27 protein-coding genes and 2 pseudogenes are annotated in these 24,827 nt (G+C 36.4%); 24 read left to right on the forward strand and 5 right to left on the reverse strand.

Features of this window, described 5'->3' with window-relative positions:
• The first annotated feature begins 118 nt into the window (after positions 1-118).
• The 6 genes and pseudogenes from ACE38V_RS19835 to ACE38V_RS19860 form a co-directional block, all read left to right on the forward strand.
• Positions 119-1,342: an MFS transporter gene (locus tag ACE38V_RS19835; protein ID WP_375844037.1), complete on the forward strand. Its 1,224-nt coding sequence runs from the start codon at positions 119-121 to the stop codon at positions 1,340-1,342.
• On the forward strand, positions 1,323-1,805 hold the full coding sequence (locus ACE38V_RS19840; RefSeq protein ID WP_375844039.1) for a heme-degrading domain-containing protein: 483 nt from the start codon (positions 1,323-1,325) through the stop codon (positions 1,803-1,805). Before ACE38V_RS19835 ends, ACE38V_RS19840 begins: the two co-directional genes overlap by 20 nt.
• A 20-nt stretch (positions 1,806-1,825) precedes the next feature.
• The gene (locus ACE38V_RS19845; protein WP_375844158.1) at positions 1,826-2,290 is read left to right on the forward strand and encodes a tautomerase family protein; all 465 of its coding nucleotides are present in this window, start codon (positions 1,826-1,828) and stop codon (positions 2,288-2,290) included.
• 53 nt (positions 2,291-2,343) lie between these two features.
• Positions 2,344-3,186, forward strand: a complete 843-nt coding sequence (locus tag ACE38V_RS19850) for an aldo/keto reductase (RefSeq protein WP_375844041.1) — start codon at positions 2,344-2,346, stop codon at positions 3,184-3,186.
• A gap of 157 nt (positions 3,187-3,343) precedes the next feature.
• Entirely contained in the window at positions 3,344-4,138 is a 795-nt protein-coding gene (locus ACE38V_RS19855; protein WP_375844042.1) for an SDR family NAD(P)-dependent oxidoreductase, read from the forward strand.
• Between the two features lie 158 nt (positions 4,139-4,296).
• Positions 4,297-4,487: pseudogene (locus ACE38V_RS19860) on the forward strand (IS1595 family transposase); the annotation flags it as partial.
• Between the two features lie 116 nt (positions 4,488-4,603).
• Here ACE38V_RS19860 and ACE38V_RS19865 read toward each other — a convergent pair.
• The 4 genes from ACE38V_RS19865 to ACE38V_RS19880 are packed head-to-tail and all read right to left on the reverse strand — an operon-like array spanning position 4,604 to position 9,359.
• Positions 4,604-6,103: an FGGY-family carbohydrate kinase gene (locus tag ACE38V_RS19865; RefSeq protein WP_375844045.1), complete on the reverse strand. Its 1,500-nt coding sequence runs from the start codon at positions 6,101-6,103 to the stop codon at positions 4,604-4,606.
• Between the two features lie 16 nt (positions 6,104-6,119).
• Positions 6,120-7,073 carry a transketolase family protein gene (locus tag ACE38V_RS19870; protein ID WP_375844047.1) on the reverse strand — a complete coding sequence of 318 codons (954 nt, stop codon included), beginning with the start codon at positions 7,071-7,073 and terminating at the stop codon, positions 6,120-6,122.
• Positions 7,070-7,894 (reverse strand): transketolase, encoded by an 825-nt coding sequence (locus tag ACE38V_RS19875; RefSeq protein ID WP_375844159.1) that lies wholly within the window; start codon positions 7,892-7,894, stop codon positions 7,070-7,072. Before ACE38V_RS19875 ends, ACE38V_RS19870 begins: the two co-directional genes overlap by 4 nt.
• Positions 7,895-7,928: 34 nt before the next feature.
• Positions 7,929-9,359 (reverse strand): L-fucose/L-arabinose isomerase family protein, encoded by a 1,431-nt coding sequence (locus tag ACE38V_RS19880; protein WP_375844050.1) that lies wholly within the window; start codon positions 9,357-9,359, stop codon positions 7,929-7,931.
• Between the two features lie 253 nt (positions 9,360-9,612).
• On the opposite strand from ACE38V_RS19880, the gene ACE38V_RS19885 reads away from it, so the two are divergent.
• The 18 genes from ACE38V_RS19885 to ACE38V_RS19970 all read left to right on the forward strand — a co-directional run bounded on the left by ACE38V_RS19885 (position 9,613) and on the right by ACE38V_RS19970 (position 24,319).
• Positions 9,613-10,641, forward strand: coding sequence for a LacI family DNA-binding transcriptional regulator (locus ACE38V_RS19885; protein ID WP_375844052.1), 1,029 nt, complete (start codon positions 9,613-9,615; stop codon positions 10,639-10,641).
• Between the two features lie 757 nt (positions 10,642-11,398).
• Positions 11,399-11,563, forward strand: coding sequence for a hypothetical protein (locus ACE38V_RS19890; RefSeq protein ID WP_375844054.1), 165 nt, complete (start codon positions 11,399-11,401; stop codon positions 11,561-11,563).
• 148 nt (positions 11,564-11,711) lie between these two features.
• Entirely contained in the window at positions 11,712-11,915 is a 204-nt protein-coding gene (locus ACE38V_RS19895) for a hypothetical protein (protein ID WP_375844056.1), read from the forward strand.
• Positions 11,916-12,256: 341 nt separating this feature from the next.
• Positions 12,257-12,679, forward strand: a complete 423-nt coding sequence (locus ACE38V_RS19900) for a PTS sugar transporter subunit IIA (protein WP_375844057.1) — start codon at positions 12,257-12,259, stop codon at positions 12,677-12,679.
• Positions 12,672-13,163 carry a PTS sugar transporter subunit IIB gene (locus ACE38V_RS19905; RefSeq protein WP_375844059.1) on the forward strand — a complete coding sequence of 164 codons (492 nt, stop codon included), beginning with the start codon at positions 12,672-12,674 and terminating at the stop codon, positions 13,161-13,163. The genes ACE38V_RS19900 and ACE38V_RS19905 overlap by 8 nt, the downstream gene beginning before the upstream one ends.
• Positions 13,164-13,193: 30 nt before the next feature.
• Positions 13,194-13,991, forward strand: a complete 798-nt coding sequence (locus tag ACE38V_RS19910) for a PTS mannose/fructose/sorbose/N-acetylgalactosamine transporter subunit IIC (RefSeq protein WP_375844061.1) — start codon at positions 13,194-13,196, stop codon at positions 13,989-13,991.
• Positions 13,984-14,811 carry a PTS system mannose/fructose/sorbose family transporter subunit IID gene (locus ACE38V_RS19915; protein WP_375844063.1) on the forward strand — a complete coding sequence of 276 codons (828 nt, stop codon included), beginning with the start codon at positions 13,984-13,986 and terminating at the stop codon, positions 14,809-14,811. The genes ACE38V_RS19910 and ACE38V_RS19915 overlap by 8 nt, the downstream gene beginning before the upstream one ends.
• A 31-nt stretch (positions 14,812-14,842) precedes the next feature.
• On the forward strand, positions 14,843-15,577 hold the full coding sequence (locus tag ACE38V_RS19920) for an MBL fold metallo-hydrolase (protein ID WP_375844065.1): 735 nt from the start codon (positions 14,843-14,845) through the stop codon (positions 15,575-15,577).
• Positions 15,578-15,649: 72 nt separating this feature from the next.
• Positions 15,650-16,378 carry an MBL fold metallo-hydrolase gene (locus tag ACE38V_RS19925; protein WP_375844067.1) on the forward strand — a complete coding sequence of 243 codons (729 nt, stop codon included), beginning with the start codon at positions 15,650-15,652 and terminating at the stop codon, positions 16,376-16,378.
• A gap of 75 nt (positions 16,379-16,453) precedes the next feature.
• Positions 16,454-17,764, forward strand: a complete 1,311-nt coding sequence (locus ACE38V_RS19930; protein ID WP_375844069.1) for a glycoside hydrolase family 140 protein — start codon at positions 16,454-16,456, stop codon at positions 17,762-17,764.
• Positions 17,765-17,958: 194 nt separating this feature from the next.
• Complete coding sequence (locus ACE38V_RS19935) at positions 17,959-18,330, forward strand: hypothetical protein (protein ID WP_375844070.1); 372 nt, start codon at positions 17,959-17,961, stop codon at positions 18,328-18,330.
• 233 nt (positions 18,331-18,563) lie between these two features.
• The gene (locus ACE38V_RS19940; protein WP_375844073.1) at positions 18,564-18,785 is read left to right on the forward strand and encodes a CDI toxin immunity protein; all 222 of its coding nucleotides are present in this window, start codon (positions 18,564-18,566) and stop codon (positions 18,783-18,785) included.
• Position 18,786: 1 nt separating this feature from the next.
• On the forward strand, positions 18,787-18,957 hold the full coding sequence (locus ACE38V_RS19945; protein WP_375844075.1) for a CDI toxin immunity protein: 171 nt from the start codon (positions 18,787-18,789) through the stop codon (positions 18,955-18,957).
• 250 nt (positions 18,958-19,207) lie between these two features.
• Positions 19,208-19,903 (forward strand): GntR family transcriptional regulator, encoded by a 696-nt coding sequence (locus tag ACE38V_RS19950; RefSeq protein WP_375844077.1) that lies wholly within the window; start codon positions 19,208-19,210, stop codon positions 19,901-19,903.
• A 19-nt stretch (positions 19,904-19,922) separates the two neighbouring features.
• Positions 19,923-20,930, forward strand: coding sequence for an ADP-ribosylglycohydrolase family protein (locus ACE38V_RS19955; RefSeq protein ID WP_375844079.1), 1,008 nt, complete (start codon positions 19,923-19,925; stop codon positions 20,928-20,930).
• Positions 20,931-20,960: 30 nt separating this feature from the next.
• On the forward strand, positions 20,961-22,331 hold the full coding sequence (locus ACE38V_RS19960; RefSeq protein WP_375844081.1) for a purine-cytosine permease family protein: 1,371 nt from the start codon (positions 20,961-20,963) through the stop codon (positions 22,329-22,331).
• Positions 22,324-23,220 carry a PfkB family carbohydrate kinase gene (locus tag ACE38V_RS19965; protein WP_375844083.1) on the forward strand — a complete coding sequence of 299 codons (897 nt, stop codon included), beginning with the start codon at positions 22,324-22,326 and terminating at the stop codon, positions 23,218-23,220. The genes ACE38V_RS19960 and ACE38V_RS19965 overlap by 8 nt, the downstream gene beginning before the upstream one ends.
• Before the next feature lie 475 nt (positions 23,221-23,695).
• A complete protein-coding gene (locus tag ACE38V_RS19970; RefSeq protein WP_375844085.1) occupies positions 23,696-24,319 on the forward strand; it encodes a DUF2238 domain-containing protein in 624 nt (207 codons plus the stop codon).
• Positions 24,320-24,629: 310 nt separating this feature from the next.
• Here the strand turns inward: ACE38V_RS19970 and ACE38V_RS19975 are convergent.
• Positions 24,630-24,782: pseudogene (locus ACE38V_RS19975) on the reverse strand (class II aldolase/adducin family protein); the annotation flags it as partial.
• Positions 24,783-24,827: the final 45 nt, after the last annotated feature.

A 24,827-nucleotide genomic window follows, 5' to 3' on the forward strand; every position in this document is an offset into this window, starting at 1 on the left:
TGCGTACTTACTTTTATAAAACGCACTCCTTATAATACATCTTGCGGACATTTTCTACCAGACTTTTTGCAGTTCATGTCCTAGAAAAATTTCACATCACTAGAAAGGAGGAAGGACCATGGAAAATAAAAAAAGTACATGGGCACTTTTAGCTTTAGCAGTAAGCGCATTTGCAATTGGAACCACAGAATTTATAAGTGTTGGTTTATTACCCCTCATTGCAAATGACATGCATATTTCCGTTACAACAGCCGGGTTAACAGTCTCCTTCTATGCATTAGGGGTAACTTTTGGAGCACCCATTCTGACCCCGTTAACATCAAGCCTATCACGAAAAGGTTTGCTGCTTTGGATTATGGTCGTCTTTATTGTTGGAAATAGTATCGCGGCGAGTGCGACGAGTTTCGCTGTGTTGATTGTTGCACGTGTAATTACAGCTTTATCACATGGAGTATTTATGTCTGTGGGTTCAACCATTGCTGCTGATCTAGTACCTGAAAATCGTAGAGCTAGTGCCATTTCCATTATGTTTTCAGGACTAACGATAGCTATCGTGACTGGCGTACCTTTTGGTACTTTTATTGGTCAACAATTTGGATGGAGGGAAGCCTTCATTGCAATTGTCATTATTGGAATCATTGCATTTATCGCAAATTGTATATTGGTTCCATCTAATCTGCCAAAAGGTACTCGTACATCATTGCGCATGCAATTTAAACCCATTACCAATGGTCGTTTACTACTTGTTTTTATGATTACAGCACTAGGTTATGGAGGTACATTTGTTGTTTTTACGTATTTATCTCCTCTACTTCAGCAAATTACTCATATTAAAGAAGGTACTATTGCCATTATTTTACTTGTGTATGGGGCCGCTATAGCAATCGGTAATATCATTGGTGGAAAGGTATCGAATAAGAAACCTATTGTTGCATTATTTTATATGTTTATCGTACAAGCCATTGTGCTCTTGATCTTAACCTTTACAGCTCCGTTTAAGGTTGCCGCATTAGTTACGATCTTGCTTATGGGACTATTCCATTTCATGAACGTACCGGGTCTCCAAGTCTATGTCGTTATGTTGGCGGAACGATTTGTTCCGGAGGCAGTGGATGTGGCATCAGCGATCAATATTGCAGCTTTTAACGCGGGAATTACACTGGGATCATACCTTGGGGGTGTGATCACTGACTCCATTGGACTTATTAATACGGCTTGGATAGGTGCATTAATGGTTCTTGGGGCTGTGATGCTTACTAGTTGGAGTATGGCTTTAGAGAAAAAAGAGCAAAATACTGAATATGTCAATGGGGTGAAATATTATGAGTGCACCGAGCATTGATAAAATAAGAAAAAGAATTTTAATAGAGGAGGAAACACTTCAATTCTCCTCTTTTACGAATGAAGATGCCTTTCAATTAGGTTTATTAATCGTTGAAACAGCAAAGCAAGAGGGAAAATCGATTGCTGTTGATATAACAAAAAATGGTGTGCAATTATTTCATTTCAAGATGACAGGGACGACTGAGGAAAATACCAAATGGATTGAGCGGAAAAAACGGGTCGTTTCTTTGCATAATCATAGCTCTTATTATATGCAGATACAAAGTGAGTTAAGTGGAATCCCACATCATGAAGCATACCGTTTAGATGCCTCGGAATATGCTGCGTTTGGTGGAGCATTTCCCATTCAAATAAAAAACGTAGGGGCTATTGGGATGATAACAGTATCAGGATTAACCCCTGAAAAAGATCATGAATTGGTGATTAGAGCAGTTAAAAATTATTTAAATAATCAGTTTTAGAGGAGGATACTAGGCCATTAATTAAGCTAAATACTTGGCCAACCATGTCAACAGAAGAAAAAAAGGAATTCATTTATACTGTAACTGAACTTACAACAAAATTATTAAAGATTGTCCCTGATAAAATTCAAGTATTGATAAATGAACTTGAGAAAGAAAACTGGGGAAAAGCTGGGGCTATAGCAATCGATGCTGCCTTTGCTGAGAAGAGTAGGGTGGTCAATTGGGATACAAAAGAGTCTTATCATACTCCGGATAGTAACATTGATGGAATGGCTATCATCACGATTGATATATGGAATACATTTGATCAAGATACAAAGGATAAGTGGGTAAACCAGCTGACACAAATAACATCTAAATATACTCATGCACCTTTGGATAAAGTCCTTATCCTTATTCGTGAAATGATTCCAGGAAACTGGGGACAAAGTGGTGTAACGGGAGCCGATAAAGACTTCCTTTCAAAAAGCCGGAAATTTTAAGAACACACGCATTCGAATGAAAATTCAAATCGATAATAATGGAGGTAATTTTAATGGTTAAAAATTTACAGGATACAACTACGTTGCATAACGGGGTAAAAATGCCTTGGTTTGGTATAGGAGTATTTAAAGTAGAAGAGGGACCTGAGTTAGTTAATGCGGTAAAAGCAGCTATTAAGAATGGTTATCGTAGTGTTGATACTGCAGCTATCTATGGAAATGAAGAAGGAGTCGGACAAGGTATCCGTGAAGGAATTCAAGAAGCAGGAATTTCAAGAGAAGATTTGTTTGTGACTTCTAAAGTTTGGAATGCTGATTTAGGATATGAGTCTACAATAGCAGCATACGAAACAAGTTTAAAAAAACTTGGTTTAGAATATCTTGATTTGTATCTCATCCATTGGCCAGTAGAAGGTAAATTTAAAGATGCATGGAGAGCATTAGAGACTCTTTATAAAGCAGGAAAAATAAAAGCCATTGGGGTAAGTAATTTCCAAACACATCACCTTGAAGAATTGATGAAAGATGCAGAAATTAAACCGATGGTGAATCAAGTAGAGTACCATCCACGTTTGACTCAAAAGAAAGTTCAATCTTTCTGCCAAGAACATGGTATTCAATTAGAAGCATGGTCACCATTAATGCAAGGACAATTATTAGATAATGAAGTTCTAACTGAAATTGCAAGAAAGTATAACAAATCTGTAGCTCAAGTCATTTTACGGTGGGATTTACAAAATGGTGTTGTGACGATTCCAAAGTCTACAAAAGAACATCGAATTATTGAAAACTCTACAGTGTTTGACTTTGAGTTAACGAAAGAAGATATGGAACGAATTAATGGCTTAAATCAGAATCATCGAGTGGGTCCCGATCCGGACAATTTTGATTTCTAATGAAATTTCTTAATAAACTTACCAAATGAAATATAGGAACGTGTCCCTAACGTAATTTTAATAAGTGAAAGTCATCTTTATAGGTGGCTTTCACTATTTACCATGTAAATCAATCCAATTTAAAGTGTGACAAAAAAGCAATTAGGAGGGATTCCATATGTTTCTGAATTTAAAAGGGAAAACTGCGCTAGTTACAGGGTCTACAGCAGGAATTGGTAAAGCAATTGCAATGTCATTAGTAATAGAAGGCGTTACTGTCATTATAAATGGACGCCATGAAGAAAAGGTTAATCAAACAATTAAAGAAATGCGAGAACAGTATCCTGAAGCTGACCTTCAGTCATTAGTATCTGATTTAGGAACAGAACAAGGATGCCAAAAGGTTATGGAGGAATACCCAGAAGTAGATATTCTTATTAACAACCTAGGGATTTTTGAGCCAAAAGAATATTTTAATATCTCTGATGAAGATTGGTTTAAGATATTTGAGGTCAACATTATGAGTGGTGTTCGGCTTACTCGATGGTACCTAAATCAAATGATTCAAAAAAAGGAAGGCAGGGTCATCTTTATTGCTAGCGAAGCAGCCATTATGCCATCTCAAGAAATGGCTCATTATAGCGCGACTAAGACGATGCAGCTCTCGCTTTCACGTAGTTTAGCTGAGCTGACTAAAGAAACAAATGTAACTGTCAACACTATTATGCCAGGTTCTACTTTAACAGAAGGAGTGGAAACTATGCTAAATAGCCTTTATCCTAATGAGAAATTGACCATGGAAGAAGCTGAAATGCGGTTTATGAAAGAAAATCGGCCAACCTCTATTATTCAAAGGCTTATTCGACCAGAAGAAATTGCACATTTTGTTACATTTTTAAGTAGTCCTCTTTCTTCAGCCATTAATGGTTCTGCTTTGAGAATCGATGGAGGATTAGTACGTAGTGTATTTTAATATCATAGGGACAAGGGGACAGGTTCCTCGTCCAACCTAAAAATGCCAATAACTCTAATTGATTCATATCTTAAAAGAAAAAGCTCTACTGAGATTTACTCTCCGTAGAGCTGTTTTTAAGCTATTAACCAAATAAGATTAATGGCGTATTTTGGCAGGGTAAACACGTTATTAGGGGTTTGGATCACATCTAAAATGTAAATGGTCTTCATTCTCGTTTAAAACAATGGATAGAACGCTTTAAAGGTGTGGCTACAAAATATCTTGATAATTACCTTTCCTGGTTCTTGTTTGTCGATAGTCGTAGCATCATATTAAAGAATTTCTATTAACATCATTTGTAATTTAGCAGAACCCTAGTGGATACCCGAGTTGCTCTATCCTTTCTGCCGGGAAAAAGCTAATTAAGAACCTTTAGTAATACAAAATATTTTACATTCCTGCCTTTTTAAGAATATTCAATATTCAATTAAAGGAGTCTTTATAATATTGATCTGTAAAGGTGATTGCTCGTTTCCAACCACTTATTTTTTTAGTTCTATCATCGTTTTCAATATTTGGAATAAACTTTGAATATGAAATTGTATCAGGGGATAATTCTTCTCTATATATTCCTGAGGCGATACCTGCATTCAGAACTGTCCCGTACAAGCTTAATTCTTTTATATTAGGTACTGCAATTTTGATATTAGATATATCACTTTGAAATTGCATAAGATAATGATTACAGGAGGCACCACCATCAACTTTCAATATAACAGGTTTATGACCAAAGTCTTCAATCATTAATTGAACAATATCGTTGATCTGGTATGCAATACAATTCAATGCTGCCTGAACAATTTCAGCTTTTCCAGTTGTGCGCGTCATTCCCACTAATGTAGCCGAGGCCTTTTCGTTCCAATACGGGGCTCCGAGACCTGTAAAAGCTGGAACTAAATAAGTTTGATTACTTGGGGATGCTAAATTTACCCACTTCTCAGTCTCTGCTGCAGAATGAATTAGTTTTATATCTTCAATTAGCCATTTTATGACTGCTCCAGCATAATTAATATTTCCTTCTAAAACGTAGTTTACTTTATTTTTTATTTTCCACGCAATCGATGTAACTAAATTATGTTTTGAACGAATTGGTTGTCCACCGATATTCATCATGATAGAGGATCCTGTTCCATATGTTGCTTTGGCCTCGCCTGGATTCAAGCATTCTTGTCCAAATAAAGCAGCTTGCGAATCGCCTAATACGCTATAAATCGGAACTTTTTTGGATAACAATTCATCAAAGTCTGTATATCCAAATAAAGCATCAGAATCAACAATTTCTGGAAGGACCTTTGGAGAAATCTGAAAAATGCTGCAAATCTCTTTGTCCCATTCAAGCTTGTCTATATTTAATAATTGTGTACGGGAAGCATTTGATAATTCAGTTTTAAATGCTTCTCCATACGTCAATTTAAATAAAAGCCAACTGTCTATTGTCCCCAAACAAAGATCATTTTTTTCTTCGGCCTGTCGTACTTTGTCTATATTTTTTAACATCCAGCTAAATTTAACAGCGGAAAAATAAGGGGATAATGCCATGCCTGTTTTTTGTTTAATTATTTCTGAATCGCCTTTTTGTTTAATCTCATCACATAAATACTTTGCCCGGGAACATTGCCAAACGATGGCTTCAGTCAAAGATTCTCCATTATTTTTTGACCATGCACAGGCAGTTTCGCGCTGATTCGTTAATGCAATCCCAACAATAGAATCATGGTTTACTTGCGTTTTCGTTAATAATTCTTTCATAAGCTCAATAATGTTGGAATAAATTTCATTTAAGTCATGGCTAATCCAGCCTTGCTCATTAATGAGTTGCCGGTGTTCTTTACTTACCAGGCAGACTATTTTTCTGTTTGAATCAACCAAAGCAACTTTAGTACCTTGTGTACTTTGGTCAATTCCGATAATATAGCGTTCCATTTTTTTCGCCTCGCAATTAATGAACACTTAATAACATATCTTTTGCAACTTGTGCGATATTTGCCGGAGAAATTCCATAATAATCGAATACTTCATCTTGGGTACCTGCGATAGCGGGTTCATCCGGGAAACCAATGATTTTCAGTTTTGTATTTACTTTACCTGCAACGACTTCTGCGATTGCAGAGCCCAAACCTCCATAAATACTGTGCTCTTCCACTGATATCATTGCATGAAACTTCTCACACAATTCATTTATCATATCGACATCAAGGGGTTTGATCGTTGCGAAATCTACCACTTCTGCTGATATACCCGAATTTTTTAACTCTTCTGCAGTGTGTATCGCAATACTTAAAGTTTCACCTGAACCAATAATGGCAATATCTTTGCCTGGCCGAATAATTTTTGCCTTACCTGGGATAAACGCCTCTTCCTCATTGGTGTAAATATCTTCAAGTTGTTTTTTCCCGATTCGAACATAGGCTGGTTTGGGAGAATGAGTTAAATACTTAAACAACGCTCTTGTTTGATATTGATCACAAGGCATATACACTTCCAGATTAGGAATCGCCCGCGTAATTGCCAAGTCTTGCAATGAGTGATGTGTCGAACCTAAATCACTATAACTGTTGCCGCCGCTTATTCCTACTAATTTTACATTTGTATCAGAATAAGCCACATCATCTTTTATTTGTTCAATACTGCGCATTGACAGGAAACTTGAAGGTGAAAATGCAAAGGGACGTTTATTACTGTGCGCTAGACCGGAACTAATCGTTACTAAATTTTGCTCGGCTATTCCCACTTCAATAATTTGGGCTGGCAGGGCGTCTGCAAAAGGTTTTAAGGCACCGGAACCTCTTGAATCACTTGTTAAAACCAGTAGATCCCTATTTTTTTTCCCTTCTTCCATTAGCGTTTCACAGATGACTTCTGCAGCTTTTCTTCCACTTGTTATGTTGTTCAAGAATTCTCCCCCCATTCTAATTGAGTATTTAAATCTTTTATTACATTATTATATTGATCTTTGTTTGGAACCTTATGGTGCCATTCGGGATTATTTTCAGCAATTTTCATACCTTTTCCTTTTATGGTATGTGCTAGAATCAGTTTTGGTTTTTCACTTAAAGAATGCTTGGATAAAGCTTCAACAATTTGCGCCATGTCATTGCCATCAATTTCTTGAACCTCCCAGCCAAATGATTCATATTTATCTTTAAGGGGTTCAGAATTCATAACATCTGTCGTCTTGCCTGTGATTTGTAAACTGTTGTGATCAATAATCGCGGTTAAATTATTAAGTTGATAGTGGCTTGCCGCCATTGCAGCCTCCCAAATTGAACCCTCTGCTTGTTCTCCATCCCCCATTAATACGTAAGTGTGATAGTCCTTTCGATCGAGTTTTGCCGCCAAGGCGATTCCAACTCCTATTGCAAGCCCATGCCCCAAAGAACCGGTGTTCATTTCGACTCCGTTTACTGTATTTGTGGGATGCCCGATCAGGTGTGATTTAAATTGTGAAAAAGTTTTCAATTCACTCTTTGGAAAGTATCCTCGGTCTGCTAGAATAGTCCATAAGACTTCTACGGCGTGTCCTTTACTTTGAATATAGCGATCTCTATTTTCATTTTCCGGATCTTTGGGATCTTGTTTTAAAACCTGATAATATAATCCTACGAGTATATCAGTACATGATAAGTCAGAACCAGTATGTCCGGTTTTTGCATTATAAATCATCTCAAGTGTGGCTTTTCTGATTTCAATAGCCTTTTTCTCTAAACTTTTAATATCCAATTTTTTCTCACCCCTTCGTGAAATAAAACTATTTTGTAATCGAGCCAATATCACCGCGAAGATAAGCCTGGATATCTTCTTCAATTGGATCATAAAAATCCGGGTTTATCCCTAAATACTTGCACGCTTCGTATAAAACAGGAACGACATCGTCTTGTACAGCCGCAATATGATGAATATATGGACCATAAACCAATTTAGCTTCTAGGCGATTTAAGTTTTCAAATTCTAAATATACATATGTTCCTTGATTAAAGGGTCCATCTATTGTTTTAGCATTGCCCATTAATAGAGAATATTCACCGTTATCACCATCAAAGCGGCATAAAGTATAGGTTCCTTTTTTTGCTCGAAATCCAACAGAACCCGGGTAATCAAACACAAAATGTCTTCTAGGCAAAATCGGTTTCGTATCGGCTGTTGAAAATGGAAATACTCCCAAGTGCTGCAATAATTCTCCGTTTTCATTATCCGGATGCCGGCAGTTTACATCTGCGAATATTGCTTTATGTGAACCGAGTGTTGCGGCTTCTACCAATAATTCAGATATAACTCCGTGAATATCTGTTTCACATGTGACGGGCAAACCCTCATCTTGAAGGAGTGATTCAGAAGCATATGGTAAAATGCCAATTTCATCCTGTAAGGCAGTCCAGCATTGAATCACACCGGAGTTGCAGCCATATTTCCTGCATAAATTTTTTATTGCAATTTTTAGTGCTGCTATCATTTCCAAATCTTTATTCTCAATTTGAACGTCTGCTATTTCTTGTAAGTAATCGCATACTTCTTTAATCTGGCTGTGATCGTTTAGCTTTACATGATTTATTTCTTGAATCAGTTCAGCCAAGGGAATTGGCGATAAGGAAATGTTGAATTTTTCTAAAAGTTCCCCTTCATTTGCCATAACGGACCAAAAGTCAAAAGGACGAGGGCCTATTTGTAAAATTCTTGTTGCTTTAAAGGTCTTGACCACATTGCAAACTTTTAAGAAATCAGTTAACCCGCGTTCAAATGCAGGGTCGTCGATATCACAATTTTTTATATATGTAAATGGCACTCTGAATCTGCGTAATACTTTTCCAATCGCAAAAAGGCCGCATTGAGAATCACGCAATCGTGAACCATCTTCTGCAGGCCGTTCATCCTTCGGCCCCCAAAGAAGAACAGGGACGTTTAATTTTTTGGCTAACCTGGCACATTCATATTCTGTTCCAAAATTTACATTTGCCAGAAATAAACCATCAATCTCAGCTTGCTTAAATTCCTTTGCAATTTTTTCCATTCCTTCGTCATCATATAAAAGCCCATCTTCATTAATATTTTTAATATCTACGTAATTGACACCCAATTCATCCATTTTTTTACGTGTTAAATTAGCATATTGGATAGCAGATTCAGCACTAAAAAGATTTCTGCGTGTGGGGGCAAAGCCTAATTTTATATTCTGAAATTCCATAACTATAAGCCTCCTCTATCATTCTAAATACGGTAATAAATTTTTATCTTTTTCAACTAAAACATTAACATGTTTTTAGTTTTATGGTCAATAATTTTATATAAAATTTACTTTTTCTATTAATGATTACGCTTTAAAAATAAATTAATGCTATAGTATATATAGCTTTTTTAAAAAAATATGAACTAAAATTTATTAATTTATGGTAAAATAATAATGATTTTATTTTAATAATGGGAGTAATGGTGAATATATGAAGATAGAAGATATTGCTAAAATCGCTGAAGTCTCTACATCAGCGGTTTCATTAGCGTTAAACGGGAAAAAAGGAGTAAGTGAAAAAACAAGGACTAAAATATTAAAAATTGCTCGTGAGAACGGATATATATCAAAATCATCCAATAAAAAAGAAGCATCTAATATAGATACAAGGATTTTAAGATTTATCGCTTGTACGAATGCCGGCATTGTAAATCAGCAATATCAGGCGCTTCCATTTTTTATGGAGTTAATGAAAAATATTGATAAATATACGATTACAAGTGGCTATTCGCTTACCGTGTCTTCAGTGGATATTACAAATTTACGGGAAGAAATTATAAAAATTGAGCAGGAGCAAAAATCTGCTGGAATCCTATTGCTGGGTACAAATTTAACAGCAGATCAAATAAAAATTTTTGCTGAAATTCAACCCAATTTGGTTGTGTTAGATACCTGCTATGATACTTTGAATGTTAATTTTGTTTTAATGAACAATATTTTTGGGGCTTATCAAGCGGGGAAACATTTGTATGAACTTGGCCATAAAAATATTGGATATGTTGCTTCGGATGTTAGGATGTATAACTTTGATATGAGAAAAAAAGGATTCCTGCAGGCAATTTCAGAACAAGGCTTAAAAATAAGTGAGAATAATTTTTATACGATTTCTCCAACTGAAGTTACATCCCAAGAATCCTTTAAAGAAAAAATATTAAAAAATTTAGAACATCTTCCAACCGCCTTTTTCTGTGAATGTGATTATATGGCCATAAGCGTTATTAAATCTCTACAAGAGTTAGGCCTTAAAGTTCCCGAGCAAGTTTCTGTCATCGGTTTTGATAATATTTTGGAATCTCAAGTTATAACACCTGAACTTGATACGATAAATGTAAAAAAAGATAAGATAGCTCTGTTTGCAGTTGAAAAGTTGGTAAAGCAAATTGAAAATAATGAAAGTGAAAAAATTAAATTATTTATTGATACTGAATTAATTAAAAGGAAGTCATGCGCACCGGCTTAATGAAATGTGTTTTCAGAGGAAGTGAGGTTCATTTCAATTGCTTTGCCCACAGAAGGTTGATAATTCGAAAACTGGTTATAAATATCGTGAATTTATTTTGGAAAATCGGCACCTCGACAGCAAATTACGTCAATTAGCCCTTCATCATGTTCTTTTTTCTTCAGATGGAGGGCTCACACTCACTGGCTGCGGTGAAGAAATATCTGTTCCCAGGCAGACGCCGCCCCTCCCTTTCGTTCTGGCATGTCGAAAACCACGTAACTTTCTTGCACTGCTGCTTATTTTACCCCTCCATAGCTTATAAAACCCATCCTCCTATTTGCACTTGCTTGCAATCTCTTGATATTGTTCTCAAACTATTTTCAAAGGTGACAAGGTAAACTTGAAAAAGCAGGCTGTTCAAAGATAAATCGTTAAGAAAAATAAAACAGCTCTTCTTTAACTAAAAAATTTAGTTAAAGTACTGATTATCGAACGGAAAAATGCAAACTGATCTTCAAAATTGAAAACATTGCAATATCAACGATAAGACTTATTGATGGTTGGAAAAACTTCGCCATTTTTAGCCTGCCGATTTATCTAAAAACAGCAATTTCGCAATAAATTGTGAAAAAATAGCTAAAATAATATATAAAATTTTAGCTTTATATTGCGAAAATTTTATCTAAATGGTATATTTGTTTTGTAAAAAAAGAAAAGGGTTACAAAAATTAAGACGATATCACCCATCGAGAATAATAAATGGGAGGGATAAGACATGAATGAAAGAATTCAGATTCATGAGTCAGCTTTTTTTGATACCTATCTCTTACATAATTTGGGTGAATATAACGTCGGAAAGAAGAGGCCCTTAGTGATTATCTCCCCGGGAGGTGGTTGTGCGTTTACGAGTGATAGAGAAGCCAATTGCACTAAAGTTTAATAGTATTATCCTCTGGTATACCACTGATGATCAGTCAAAAAATATTCCTGAGGGCACTTAGCTTTGCAGATGGCAACTAAATGGAATCACCCGGATCTAGGTCCAAAAGTTAAATGCTACGAATGATATGTTAAGAGTCAACATGGTAATGTTGGGATATCCGTTGCTGTTTGAGAAAGAGGACTTAAGTTTTGCATCCGAGCGCATTATGTATTCACAAACAGCAAACGAAAGATTTTATGGTACAAAATCTCCGGTTGAAATTGAGATGAACAATTTCAATGTTCTCAATTTCATTGATAAAGAAAGACCGCCGATGTTTTTTGGTCTACTTTTGAAGATGCGTTGGTAAATGTCGGCCACTCACTTTCTTTGGCTACAAAATTAAGAAGCGTCAATATCGAAATTATCCATTAATATGTTAAAAAGAGTATCTGGCATCACATTTTTTTCTATAAAAGTTGATAGGGGTAACGAAAAAAGCTATTTTATGGAACGATTTATCTGTTTTTCTTAATAAAATAGTAGTTTTAGTTAATAGAAAATAGTCCATAGAAGCATAAGTTTGAGTTTTGTAAGCTTGAAGCACAGTTATTTTGCAATTGTTGAATCCAAATAAAGACAAAAAAGGAATTGATTGTAAAATAATCCACTTGAAAATAGAGCCATAAATTGAAAAAGGATGTGCATAGAGTGAATCAGTTTATTTTAGCTTCTCATAGTGATTTAGCTCATGGAATGAAAAAGGCGATTAAGATGTTAACAGGCATTGATGAAGGAATTATTTCTTTTGGACTGCAAGATGGCGAAAATGTAAACGAAATTCTTGAATCAGCAAAAGAAATCATTGCAAACGCATCAGAAGGTGATGTATTTACAATTGTAACGGATATTCCTGGAGGTAGCGTAAACAATGCTTTGATGGAATTAATCAATGAAGAGAATGTTTACTTGCTTTCAGGTATGAACATTCCTTTGATGTTGAATTTGGTCCTTAAACCAGAAATCAATCCTGCAGAAATTCAAGATTGCGTGGAAATTGCACAAAAAACGATTACTTATTTCGATAAAAGTATCCTAGAAGAAGAAAATGAGGAGGAAGATTTCTTTGATTAAACTAATGCGTATTGATGAACGTTTAATTCACGGTCAAGTTGCAGTTGTTTGGAGTAAACAATTAGATGTTAACCGTATTATCGTTGCAGATGATGATGTAGTAAAGAATGAAACACAAATGATGGCTTTAAAAATGGCTGTACCTAGCAATATCAAAGCTACTATTGTTGAAGTAGATAAAGCTATTGCATTGATTAATGACCCTCGTGCAGCAGCGCTTAAGATTTTTGTTATCGTATCAAATCCTAAGACTGCTTACAGACTTGCTAATGAAGTGGAAGCGATTCCAGCTATCAACATCGGTAACTTCGGAAGAATGAGCTCTGTTAAGGGTGACGAACAAAAAGAAAAAATTGGTAACAATTTCTACGTTGATAGTGAAGACAAGGTAGACTTCTTAAAATTAAAAGAATTTGGTATTCCAGTTTATTACCAAAATGTTCCGACAGATCAAAAGAAAGATGTTGAAGGACTTTTAAAATAGTCCCTCGCAAAATGAGGAGGAGAGAAATAAATGGTTAACGAGGCTTTATTAGTTGCATTAGTTATGTTTATTGGTATCATTTCCGATTCAGGTATTGGAGATCCGATGATTAAACGCCCATTGGTTATGGCGACATTAACAGGTTTAGTATTGGGAGATTTACATGCAGGTATCGTTATGGGTGCTTCATTGGAAGTTATCTTCTTAGGTATGACACAAATTGGTGGTGCAGTTCCATCTGAATCAATGAGTGGGTCAGTATTTGGTACAGCATTTGCAATTATGTCAGGTTCTGGTGTTGAGGTTGCTCTTTCACTAGCTGTTCCGATTGCACTTTTAGCAGGTGTGTTATTAAACTCAATTCACATTCTTCAAGCGATTGCTATACGTCCTGCTGACAAGTTTATCGCAGAAGGAAACCAAAAAGGAATGATTATGGTTCACTTCATCTGTATGGTATTTAAACCAGCAGTATTCTTCGTACTTGGTTTCTTCGGAATTATGCTTGGTTCAAATGCAGTAAACGAATTTGTACACAACATTCCAGACGTAGTTATGAATGGTTTAACAGTTACTGGTCAAATGTTGCCAGCACTTGGTTTAGCAATCCTATTGAATCAACTTTGGGATAAGAGAATTGCAGCATTTACATTCTTAGGTTTTGTTTTAATTGCATACTTGAAATTGCCACTAGTTGCAATTGCCGCAATCGGTACAGTTATTGCCGTATTTACAGCATTTAACAGCATCGAAGGAAATAAAAAACAAGCAGTAGCAACAACAGCTGCAACACCTGAAGATATTGAGGAGGATTTTTTCAATGACTAATGATAATCAAAACACAACTTTATCAAAAGAAGATAAAAAAATGCTTCGTAAAGTGTTCTGGAGATCATTTGCAATCTTCGGATCATGGAATCAAATGCGCGCGTCTGCTATTGCCTTTGTTTACGCTTTGCTTCCTGTAATTAATCGTTATTACAAAACTAAAGAAGAACGTATTGAAGCAATGAAACGTCATGCGGTCTACTTCAATATCACTTCAGCAATCTTTACTTTCCCGCTTGGTATTGCAGCATCTATGGAAAAGCAACATGCTAAATCAAAGGACTTCGATGTATACTCAATCAATGCGATTAAAGCCTCTTTAATGGGACCTTTGTCTGGTATTGGTGATTCATTCTTCTGGGGTACTTTCCGTGTTATCGCAGCTGGTATTGGTATCTCATTTGCCAAAGAGGGTTCAATATTAGGACCAATCTTGTTCTTAGTACTTTACAACATTCCTGCAATTGCAGCTCGTTATTATGGTACATTTTTAGGTTATTCACTTGGTGTGAAATACATCAAACAAGCTTATGAGAATGGCATTATCCAAATCATTACAAAAGCAGCTGGTATTTTAGGTTTAATGATGGTTGGTGCAATGATTTTTCAAGTTGTTGGTATCTCAACTCCATTACATTTCACTTTAGGTGGAATGGAATATAAATTACAAACAATTCTTGATGATATCTTCAAAGGATTGCTTCCGTTAGCAGCTACATTTGGATGCTTTGCTTTATTACGTAAAAAAGTGAACATGAACTACATCATGCTTGGAATTGTTGTATTAAGCTTTGCGTTAAGTTTAATCGGAATTCTTTAATCCATACTAGGAATCTAAAAGGAGTAGAATTATGAAATTATTGCCTCACCTTTATCAAGTATGTGGAAATATGTATGCTTCTCATCAAAATGTATATGTAATTGAAGCAGAAAATTCTCTTATTTTGATTGACGCTGGTCTTGGCGAAAAAGATCTGAAAATTATTCAGTCAAAAATTGACTATTGGGGTCTGAACCATAAGAAAATTTTGCATGTCTTACTAACTCATGAGCATTATGAACATATTAGTAATGCTGCATTCTGGCAGAAAAATGGAGCGAAAGTTATTGCTCATTCATCTGCAGCTAAGAATATTGAGCTTGGTGGAGTTCATATAGGTGAATACAGATATCTTGATTTTGGATCAGTAGAAGATTTTACAGTCGATACTACTGTAGAGGATGCAAGTGTTATTGAACTTGACGGTGTAATGATTAAGACAACCCATACTCCTGGACATTCTGATGGGTCGGTTCTTTATGAAGTTACACTTGATAATCAAGTGGTGGTATTTAGTGGCGATGCTGTTTTAATGACAGTATTGGTTCACAAAGCTGCATTCGGTTGGAGTGGTGACTTAAATTATAATGTTGATCAATATATTGAAAGCATGAAAAAAATCTCAGGTACTAAGGCAGATATTTTATTGCCAGGCCATGGAGAAATCTGCATGCGTAAGGCTGAAAAGATGTTCACAGGAGCATACTTATTAGCAAGACTGAATCTAGATCGTGATTATTCACGTAGACCAGTTATTACTCAATAATTTGAAGACTAATTTAATTTATCAAAACTGAAAGGAGAAATACTGCTAGAAGCTCATAGTAGTAATTGAATAATGCAAATAACAAAAAATATATATCAAGTTCTAGGCGGCATGTATGCAAATATTGCGAATATCTATGTTATCAAAGCAAAAGAAAGTATTATTATTATTGATGCGGCTGAGACAACTACAGATTGGAAAATTGTTGAAGAAACGCTTGCTTTGTGGGGGCTAGATAAATATCCGATTTCGAATGTTTTATTAACGCATAAACACCAGGGACATATTGGAAATGCAAAATACTTAAGGGATAATGGTGCAGTTATTATTGCGCACGAAGATGATGCAGATGCCATCGAAAATGGAGATTTAGATGCCATTGTTGACTTCTCACCCTTCCCTGAAAGAGAGGAGTATATTCCATGTCCTGTGGATATTCGAGTGAAAGATGGCGATAAACTTCACTTAGACGGTGTTGATGTGACAATGATCCATGCACCTGGGCATACTGATGGTTCAGTTCTTTTCCAAATTGAAGAAGAAGACAAAATTGTCATTTTTGCAGGAGATGTAATCAGTGTGAAAAATGACTGCCAAACTGTCAACCTAGGTTGGGAAGGCGGAAACGATTTTAATGCTCAATTGTATTGGGAAACTGTACAAAAGCTTTATCATGTTGAATGTGAACTTCTTTTACCTGCTCATGGACAACCAGTTATGCAAAATGGCACAAAAATGCTGAAAATGCTTTATCAAGAAGCTCTTCTTAAATGGAGAGAGCCAACAATCGATTTTGAATAAAACAAATAAAAATTGCTGTTGAGGTAGAACGTTATAAATTTCGTTCTACCTTAATTTGCAAGAAAGGATGAAAAAATGCTAACAGTAAATGAAAATAAACGTACTTTGCTAAAAGATGGAAAACCATTTTTCTATCTAGCTGATACTTGCTGGAGTGCCTTCACAAGTATTGAAGAAACGGAATGGGTTTATTATTTGAAAAAGAGAAAATCTCAAGGATTCAACACACTTCAAATTAATATTCTGCCACAATGGGACCGCAGTATCGGTTCATTTGATATGTTACCATTTGCTATGGATGAAAATGGAAAATTCGATTTTACAAATATTGATGATGCATATTTTGAACGTGCTCGTAAAATGTCACAGATTGCAACAGAAGAGGGCTTCTCATTAGCACTTGTCGTTTTATGGTCGAATTATGTACCAGGAACATGGGCAAGTGAAATGGATAATCGAAATGTGATGCCAATCTCCTTTTTAGAGGGCTATTTAAAAAGAGTTGTTGCTGCTTTTAATGAATTTTCTCCAATTTACTTAGTTAGTGGCGATACTGATTTCCCTACAGATGAAACGAAGGAAATGTATGAACGTGCTTTGGATTATCTCTCTGAAAACGCTCAAGATTGTTTAAAAACATTACATATTAGAGGCAGATTAGAAGAAATCCCAGAAGAATTAGCAAAAAAAATTGATTTATATCTGTATCAATCCGGTCATAACAGCTCTTTTTTAAATATGCCGTATTATTTAGCAAAGGTTTTCCATGATCTATCACCTAAGAAGCCAGTTATTAATTCTGAACCTTGCTATGAACAAATGGGTTACAGCCGTAATGTTTATGGAAGATTTTCACAAAGAGATACTAGAAGGGCAGCCTGGCAAAGTGTTTTATCAGGTGCTTGCGCTGGTGTGACTTATGGTGCCCACGGCATTTGGAGCTGGCAAGAAATAGACAGTAACTACTCTTCTGCTGCAGGGGAAGCATTCGATTTGCCATTATTGTGGCAGGATGCTTTGAAATTACCGGGAGCTTGGGATTATGGCTACTTAAGAAATATCTTAGAGTTGTTTGATGTTTCTGAACTGGAGCCCTGCAATGATTTACTGATGGATGTTGATGAGCAGGTTCGATTTGCTAAAGCAGTTTCAAAAGATTGTTATGTCTTGTATATTCCAAGTAATACTACTGTTAAAGTAAATTGTGTATTTTCAAATTATTCAATAAAATTAATTGACTTGAAGACGAAAAACTTTATCCACCCTAAATATTTTGTCAAGGACAATGTGACTACGTTTTTAATGCATTCGTGTGAAGAGGATGTAGTGATTATAATTAAGGGACAAGGGGACAGGTTCCCTCGTCCCACCGAAAAATGCCAATAACCCTAATTGATTCATAGCTTAAAAGAAGCAGGGGACGTTTCTCTGCTTCTTTTTATCTGTTGGAAAGAAGCGAAGAACCGTCCCCTAGCTTCTTTCCAAAGTTAGCTCAGTTCCTAAACATTTTATATTAATTATTATAGTGGTATACTTTTCTTATAAAAATGAACGTTTTAAATAATAGGAGAGATGTTTGGATGAAGTCTGCGGAGTTAATTGATAATATCAATAAAAGTGTTGAAGATCTAGATTTCGTTACTGCTAGGAAATATATCGAGGGGAATTTAAGCATATTACAAGAGAATCTACAATTACTTAAAAGTAATGCAAGGGAAATTTATAATTTTTTAAATGAACAAGAACAATTGGGAGTTAAACTACTATCTAGAAAAGATTTATCAATTATCAATGCTGTCAATGCATATGCATATAAATTTGATTTAAGAGGAATTAAGTTAATGCTTAAGGAAAATGCAAAGTTATTTTTGAGAGATGATGTGATCGCCTATTTGAATAGCGATGCTAAAACTATTTTAACAGGCATGGGAGCAATAAATAGCAGGTTGTAGGTCAATGGTGAGAAGGGAAAAGGGGACAGGTCCCTCATTCTGCTAAAAAATGCCAATAACCCTAATTGATTCATAGATTAAAAGAAAAAGCTCTATGGAGAGTAAGTCTCTGTAGGGCTCTTCTTTTTAGTTGATAGAATGTTGAGGCATGATCAAATCGCTATTCCGCTTGAGGGTAATGAAAGCACATTTAAATCTTTATTAAAATATTTAAATAGATAAAGGGAATTTGGATGAGTTTATTTGATGAGTGTATTGAAGCTTTAGGTGAGGATGTTCATGTCTATTCCGGTAATAATAGAGAGCAAGTATTAAGTAATCTTGAAAGTTTATTTCCATTTGTTGAGTGGGGGCGTATTGAAAGGGAGAAAGTGTCTAATCATACTGAAGTAAATACAGTCGATGAGATAATCTCCTTCAAAACATGGGTGAATATAGTAATGTTGTTTATGTAATTTGGGACGAAGGAACATTACCAATAATTTAATCTACTTTAGAACAAGTAATTGGGCTATTGATGATGTTGCTGCTGTAAGCTTTGATACATGGATATTTTTACTGTTTCCAGGATATGTCATTGAAATATTTCATGATGGAGAAGTAAGAGTAGGTTTAAAGCAAAATTGATAATTTTTCCCTCAGGAAGAGACAAGGGGTACCTTGTCCTACAAAATATTTCAAACGAATCTTATCAATAAACTAATTTAGAAGCAGGAGAAGTTTCTTTTTTTCCTTTTATTTGGAAGGAAGCGAAGAACCGTCCTCTAGCTTCACAAGTTTTTAAAATTATTTGCAATTTTAATTGTAAGCGTTGACAAAATGTTTTTACAATGCTACTTTAAACTTGAGTACTCAACTAGTCAACATAGGAGGTATTATGAAATTTAACAGTGCCCAGGCGGTTTATTTGCAAATAAGCCACGATATACAATCTGATATTTTTAGAAATTATAGCATCCATGATAAGATTCCGAGCGAAACCCAGCTGAGCAAGAAATATAATGTTACCCGTACTACTATTCAGAAAGCTTTAAAAGAATTGGAGGAATCCGGTGTTATTTACAAAGTGCATGGAAAAGGCAGCTTTGTAAATGCAAAGAGCCCAAAAATTAATATGTTCAATTTTAGTGGTTTTTCAGATTATGTCCGAAAAATGGGTGGTGATACCGTAACAAAAATATTATCACAGGAGGTGCTCCAGCAGCAGGGAAAGAGAATCTTTAAACTGCGCAGATTACGGGGGGCAAATATTGAAGGGGCCGTTACCTGGCTGACAATCGATCAGTCATTGCTGGATCTTCATCAATTTCCCAATTTGGATAAGAATGATTTTGCAACCCATTCTCTTTACGATACGATTCGGACAAATTATGATGTCTATCCTAGTACCGCAAATCTAAGCGTGCACGCGATCCTATCGTCTGAAGATGAAAATCGGCTTTTTAATATGGAAAATTCAGAGCCGCTGCTAATGGTAGAAGGAACCGTGCTTTCCGATCGCGGAACTTTGGTAGAGCGGGTAAAAGTTATTTATAGCAATGACGCTAATTTTAAATTTGTAACAGGAATATAGAAATTGGAAGGTGTTCGTCATGGGTAAAAGAGACAAAATTTTAGGTATTTTATATGGACAGGCAATCGGCGATGCGATGGGGATGCCCTCAGAACTGTGGCCGATTCAAAAAATCCATGACCATTTTGACGGAAAGATTACAACTTTCTTGGACGGTCCAAAATCAAACGATATTGCCCTGAATTTTACGAAAGGTCAATACACAGATGATACAAATCAGGCCTTTGTTATTTTAGATGCTTTAATCGAAAACCGTTTCGTACCCAATACACAAATCATTGTGAACCATCTCCAAAAATGGGCAGAAGAAATTGATGCGTTTGAAAACAATATTTTGGGGCCTAGTTCCAAGGCTGCCCTCCTTGCAATTGAAGAAGGAAGGGATCCGCTTGATATTACGAAAAAAGCAGAAACAAACGGGGCAGGAATGCGTATTTCGCCAATAGGCGGCCTATTTGACACACTTCATAGCAACCAATTGGTGCAGATGGTATTTGACATTACAAAAGTTACCCATTCATCAGATGTTGCCATTTCCGGAGCTGCAATAGTTGCCGGAGCTGTTAGTGCAGCCGTTGAAGATAAAACATGGGATGAAATTATTAAATATGCCCTATCAGTCGGCGACCAAGCCAAAAAATTGGGGGCACCCACCTGGAATGCCTCCTGCAAAGAAAGAGTTAAGCTTGGCATAGAACTGGCCAAACGGTATCAATACGATGAAGAAGGGTTTTCTCAAGCAATTTACAATCTAATCGGTACTGGGACAATGGCTAGTGAATCTATTCCGGCTGCGGTTTCAATTTCCTATTATACACGTAATGTCCATGAATGTGCTTTGTTCTGTGCCAATCTTGGCGGCGACACAGACACAATTGGAGCAATGGCAACAGCCATCTGCGGAGCAAAGCAGGGATTTTCATTAATCCCTCCAGAATGGGTAGAATTAATTGATTCAGAAAACCCACAGTATCATATTCCTTATTATGCCGATCAAATCATGAATTTTAGAAACAAGACAAACTAACAAACTCTTAAATTAGAGGAGGAAAAAATGATGGATGATGAAGAACAAATCATTGTACCGGCATCTGAACAAACCGTAAAGCCATGGGGTCTTTTCTTTAACTGGTTTGCTGCAAATATTGGAATCATGGGAATCGTATATGGAGCTTTAATCGTAAGCTATCATTTAAGTTTCTTCCAGGCATCGCTTGCATCATTAGTAGGGGCATTTTCTTTCTTAGTAGTCGGATGGGTCGCTACGATTGGCAAAAAAGCTAGAATTACGACTTTTAAAATGTCACGGGCAACATACGGGATTCAGGGCAATAAAATTCCGAATGCCATTGCATGGGTTAATATGGTAGGATGGCTGGCCGTAAATGTTGTTACCGGCACTCTGCTGCTAGTCTCAATGTTTAGTGCCCTTCACATTAAATCCAGTGGATTATCCACAATAGTTGCCCTCATCATTTTTGCAGTTTGCGTTCTACTATCAGGATTGGTCCGGGAAGATACATTGCAAAAAGTGCAAACGTGGATTTCCTACATTTTTGGCATACTGACAATCTTTATTATGATTTTTTTCGTTGCCAAAACAGATTGGCATCAAGTATTGACAATGCCCAGTGGAAACTGGATGAGCGGTTTCCTACCTGCCGTTTCGATTGTCGCTGCCGGCTCTGGAATCAGCTGGTCCATGGCCGGAGCGGATTGGGGAGCTTATGTAACGCCGAAAGCAAGCAATGGAAACGTATTTTGGAGCACAACTTTAGGAGGAGCTGTCCCTCTATTCGTTCTGATGTTTGCGGGTGTACTATTGAGTTCTGTTGAACCGACTCTTGGAACATCTGCCAATCCAATTGATGTCATGTACCATGCACTCCCTTCATGGCTGGGCGTTGTTTACTTTCTTGTCGCCGCAGGAGGGCTCGTTCCACAATGTATCGTCAGTCTGCGTTCTGCAAGAATTAATTTGAAAACAATCGGAATTCGTGTCTCACAAAAAACTTCGCTTGCTTTTCATGGAATAATCGTAATATTGATTCCGATTTATATTCTGTTTGTATCTGAAAACTTTCTCGCTAATTTTCAATTATTCCTTGGTTTTCTCGGAATCTGTTTAGCAGCTTGGGTTGCGATATTTCTTTGCGATTCCGTGTTTAATCGTGAGAATGGCGGAGCATACGATGTAAACATCTTGATGTCGGGCTCAAAAAACCAGGTAAACTGGCGTGGCGTTTCTTCATGGATCATTGCAGTCATTGTTGGTTTTTTATTCACAAATAATGCAGTCTGGACCGGCCCCTTCGCAAAGGGAATTTTTAAAGATAACTCATTGGGCGTTTTTTTAAGCGGGATACTAGCCATCATCGTGTTCTGGGCTATTAATTCAATTGGCAGGGGTGAGTCAAATCATGAATAAATTTACTTCAGAAAAAAAAATATTAATCATTGGCGCTGCTGTAATTGACGTACTTGTTAATGTACCCGTCCTGCCAAAAAGCGGTGAGGATATAACAGGAGAATTACAGGGAACTGTTGTTGGCGGATCCGCATTTAATGTCCGTCAGGCAGTCGAAAGTTTAGGCATTAAAAATGTGCTTTTCGCGCCTGTAGGCAATGGAAATTACGCAGAAATCATAAAAAAAGAGTTTGCAAAAAAGCAGATTCCAGTTGTATTAAGTGTGCAAGACGGTGACAATGGATGGGATGTATCACTTGTGGAACCAAACGGAGAACGCACATTTTTGACTATTCCCGGAGTTGAAACAAAGTGGCAGCCCCATTGGTTTGAACAAATAAACATTAAAGATTATGATTATTTCTATGTATCCGGCTATGAACTTGAAGGAAAATCTGGTGAAGTGATTCTGGATGCGTTGTCTATGAAAAAAGTAGGAAGCAAAATCCTATTTGACGCAAGCCCAAGAGTCGGTCATTTAAAAAAATCGATACTCCAAAGATTACTTACAAGTGACACAATCATCCATTGCAATGCTGATGAAATAAAGTTATTGGCACCGGAATGCGATAATATTGAAAGCGCTGCCAATAAACTGCAGAAAAAAACAAATGATATTGTATTGGTTACATTGGGCGCAAATGGCACCTATTATAATGACGGTGCGAATGATGGGATTGTTCCCGGAGAGAAAGTAAAAGTTGTTGACACCATTGGTGCAGGAGATTCACATAGCGGAGCTTTCCTATGCGGTTTAGCTGCAGGAATGACAATTTTTGAAGCTGTGCGATTGGCAAATTTCCATTCTGCAAAAGTAGTCTCCCAGAGCGGCGGCGCAATTGAACAATAAAGTCTGACTATCCGTCATCATTTCTTATAGCACATGTTTATTTCAATTAGAAAAAGCTAACAAAAGTGGGGCACTTAAATGGCGCCCACACTTTTATCCCGCCTTAACGGGCAGTAAGACCCCCACCTCAAGATTCTGCGTATGCAAAGAAGATAGGTGGGGGATCAACTGCCCGTAAAGGTCCGATTGGTTCAACTAACCATCAATGGGGGATGAAGAAAACCCCCACTGATGGAAGTTTCACTTAATTGGCTTTTTCTATATTTTCACATTGCAGCGATTGTTCCTTATGTTAAAATCATTTTTTGGTCCTATCCTCTTTAAATCAGTCTTCTACTCCATTCATTTACATTTTCCCTTTCCAATTTACACCCGCATATTTTTAAAAAAAGTGAGACATTATAAGTCATATTGATAAAAGTTATTCCTTCATAAAGATTGTCAATATAAGTATTTATTCTTACAGGAGTGAAAAATGTTGGAAAGAGATAAAGGTGCAACGATTGATTTATTATTGCTGTTGCTTGTTGCTGGAGTATTTATTTGGTCTGCGATTCAACCGGCAGGATATTTGATATGGACAATGGAAGTACTACCTGCCGTTATTTTACTGATTTTTGCAATAGCTACATACAAAAGGTTTCGCCTTACCACACTTTCGTATATTATTATTGCAATTCTTGCGATTATTATGTTTATCGGCGGCCATTATACTTACTCAAAGGTCCCCCTTTTTAATTGGATAAAAGAACATTACGATCTTAAGCGGAACCACTATGATCGGTTTGGGCACGTTCTAAAAAGTTTGTTTGCGATTGTGATAAGAGAAATATTAATTCGTACTTCCCCACTAACGAATGGGAAATGGTTATTTACGGCCACTTTAAGTATGACTCTTGCTCTTTCTGCCTTATATGAAATTAGTGAATGGCTATTCTCCGTGATAACAAAGAGTGGAAAGACTTCTAAAGATTTTTTAGGAATGCAGGGCGATATCTGGGATTCACAGTGGGATATGCTGCTGGCATTCATTGGTTCAATACTTACACTTCTCATTTTTTCAAAACTGCATAATAGGCAGCTAAGAAAAAAGATGTAAGAGTCGATATTGGATATATATTATATTAACTTGTATCCATGGTCACCAAGTTTTTTCATACAGAGGAATTTTGTTTACTGGGTTCACCGTTCATATTCTAATAAGGAAAAGGCTGACTTTTTTTAAGTCCGCCTTTTCTTTTTTTCAAAGTATAAGAAGACAACATTGATTACATTGACATTCCCATTTAAAGGTTACGTAGTATAGACGCGAAACTATAATAGAAATCGGAAGAGCAAAAATAACGAGATCAACAAATGTATCTTCAGATAGACTGCGGCGTTTGCTTTCACGCATGGCGAGTCATAGTCCAAAAAGTTTTATCATCGTGTCTGCTACTTAGATTTCCAAAGTTAAGACCGCCTATCTCGTATAATTTTTTTTAGTGGCGCATATCGCGATCCGATAAATATTTTTCCAGTGGAAACGGTGCAGGTAATAAATTCATTTCATCCAGTTTTTTCAGGAAGTCGCGCTTACCAATTATTGTATTCCGGGCAAGAAAAAC

Source organism: Cytobacillus sp. Hz8 (genome assembly GCF_042263505.1).
Taxonomy (GTDB): domain Bacteria; phylum Bacillota; class Bacilli; order Bacillales; family Cytobacillaceae; genus Bacillus_BE.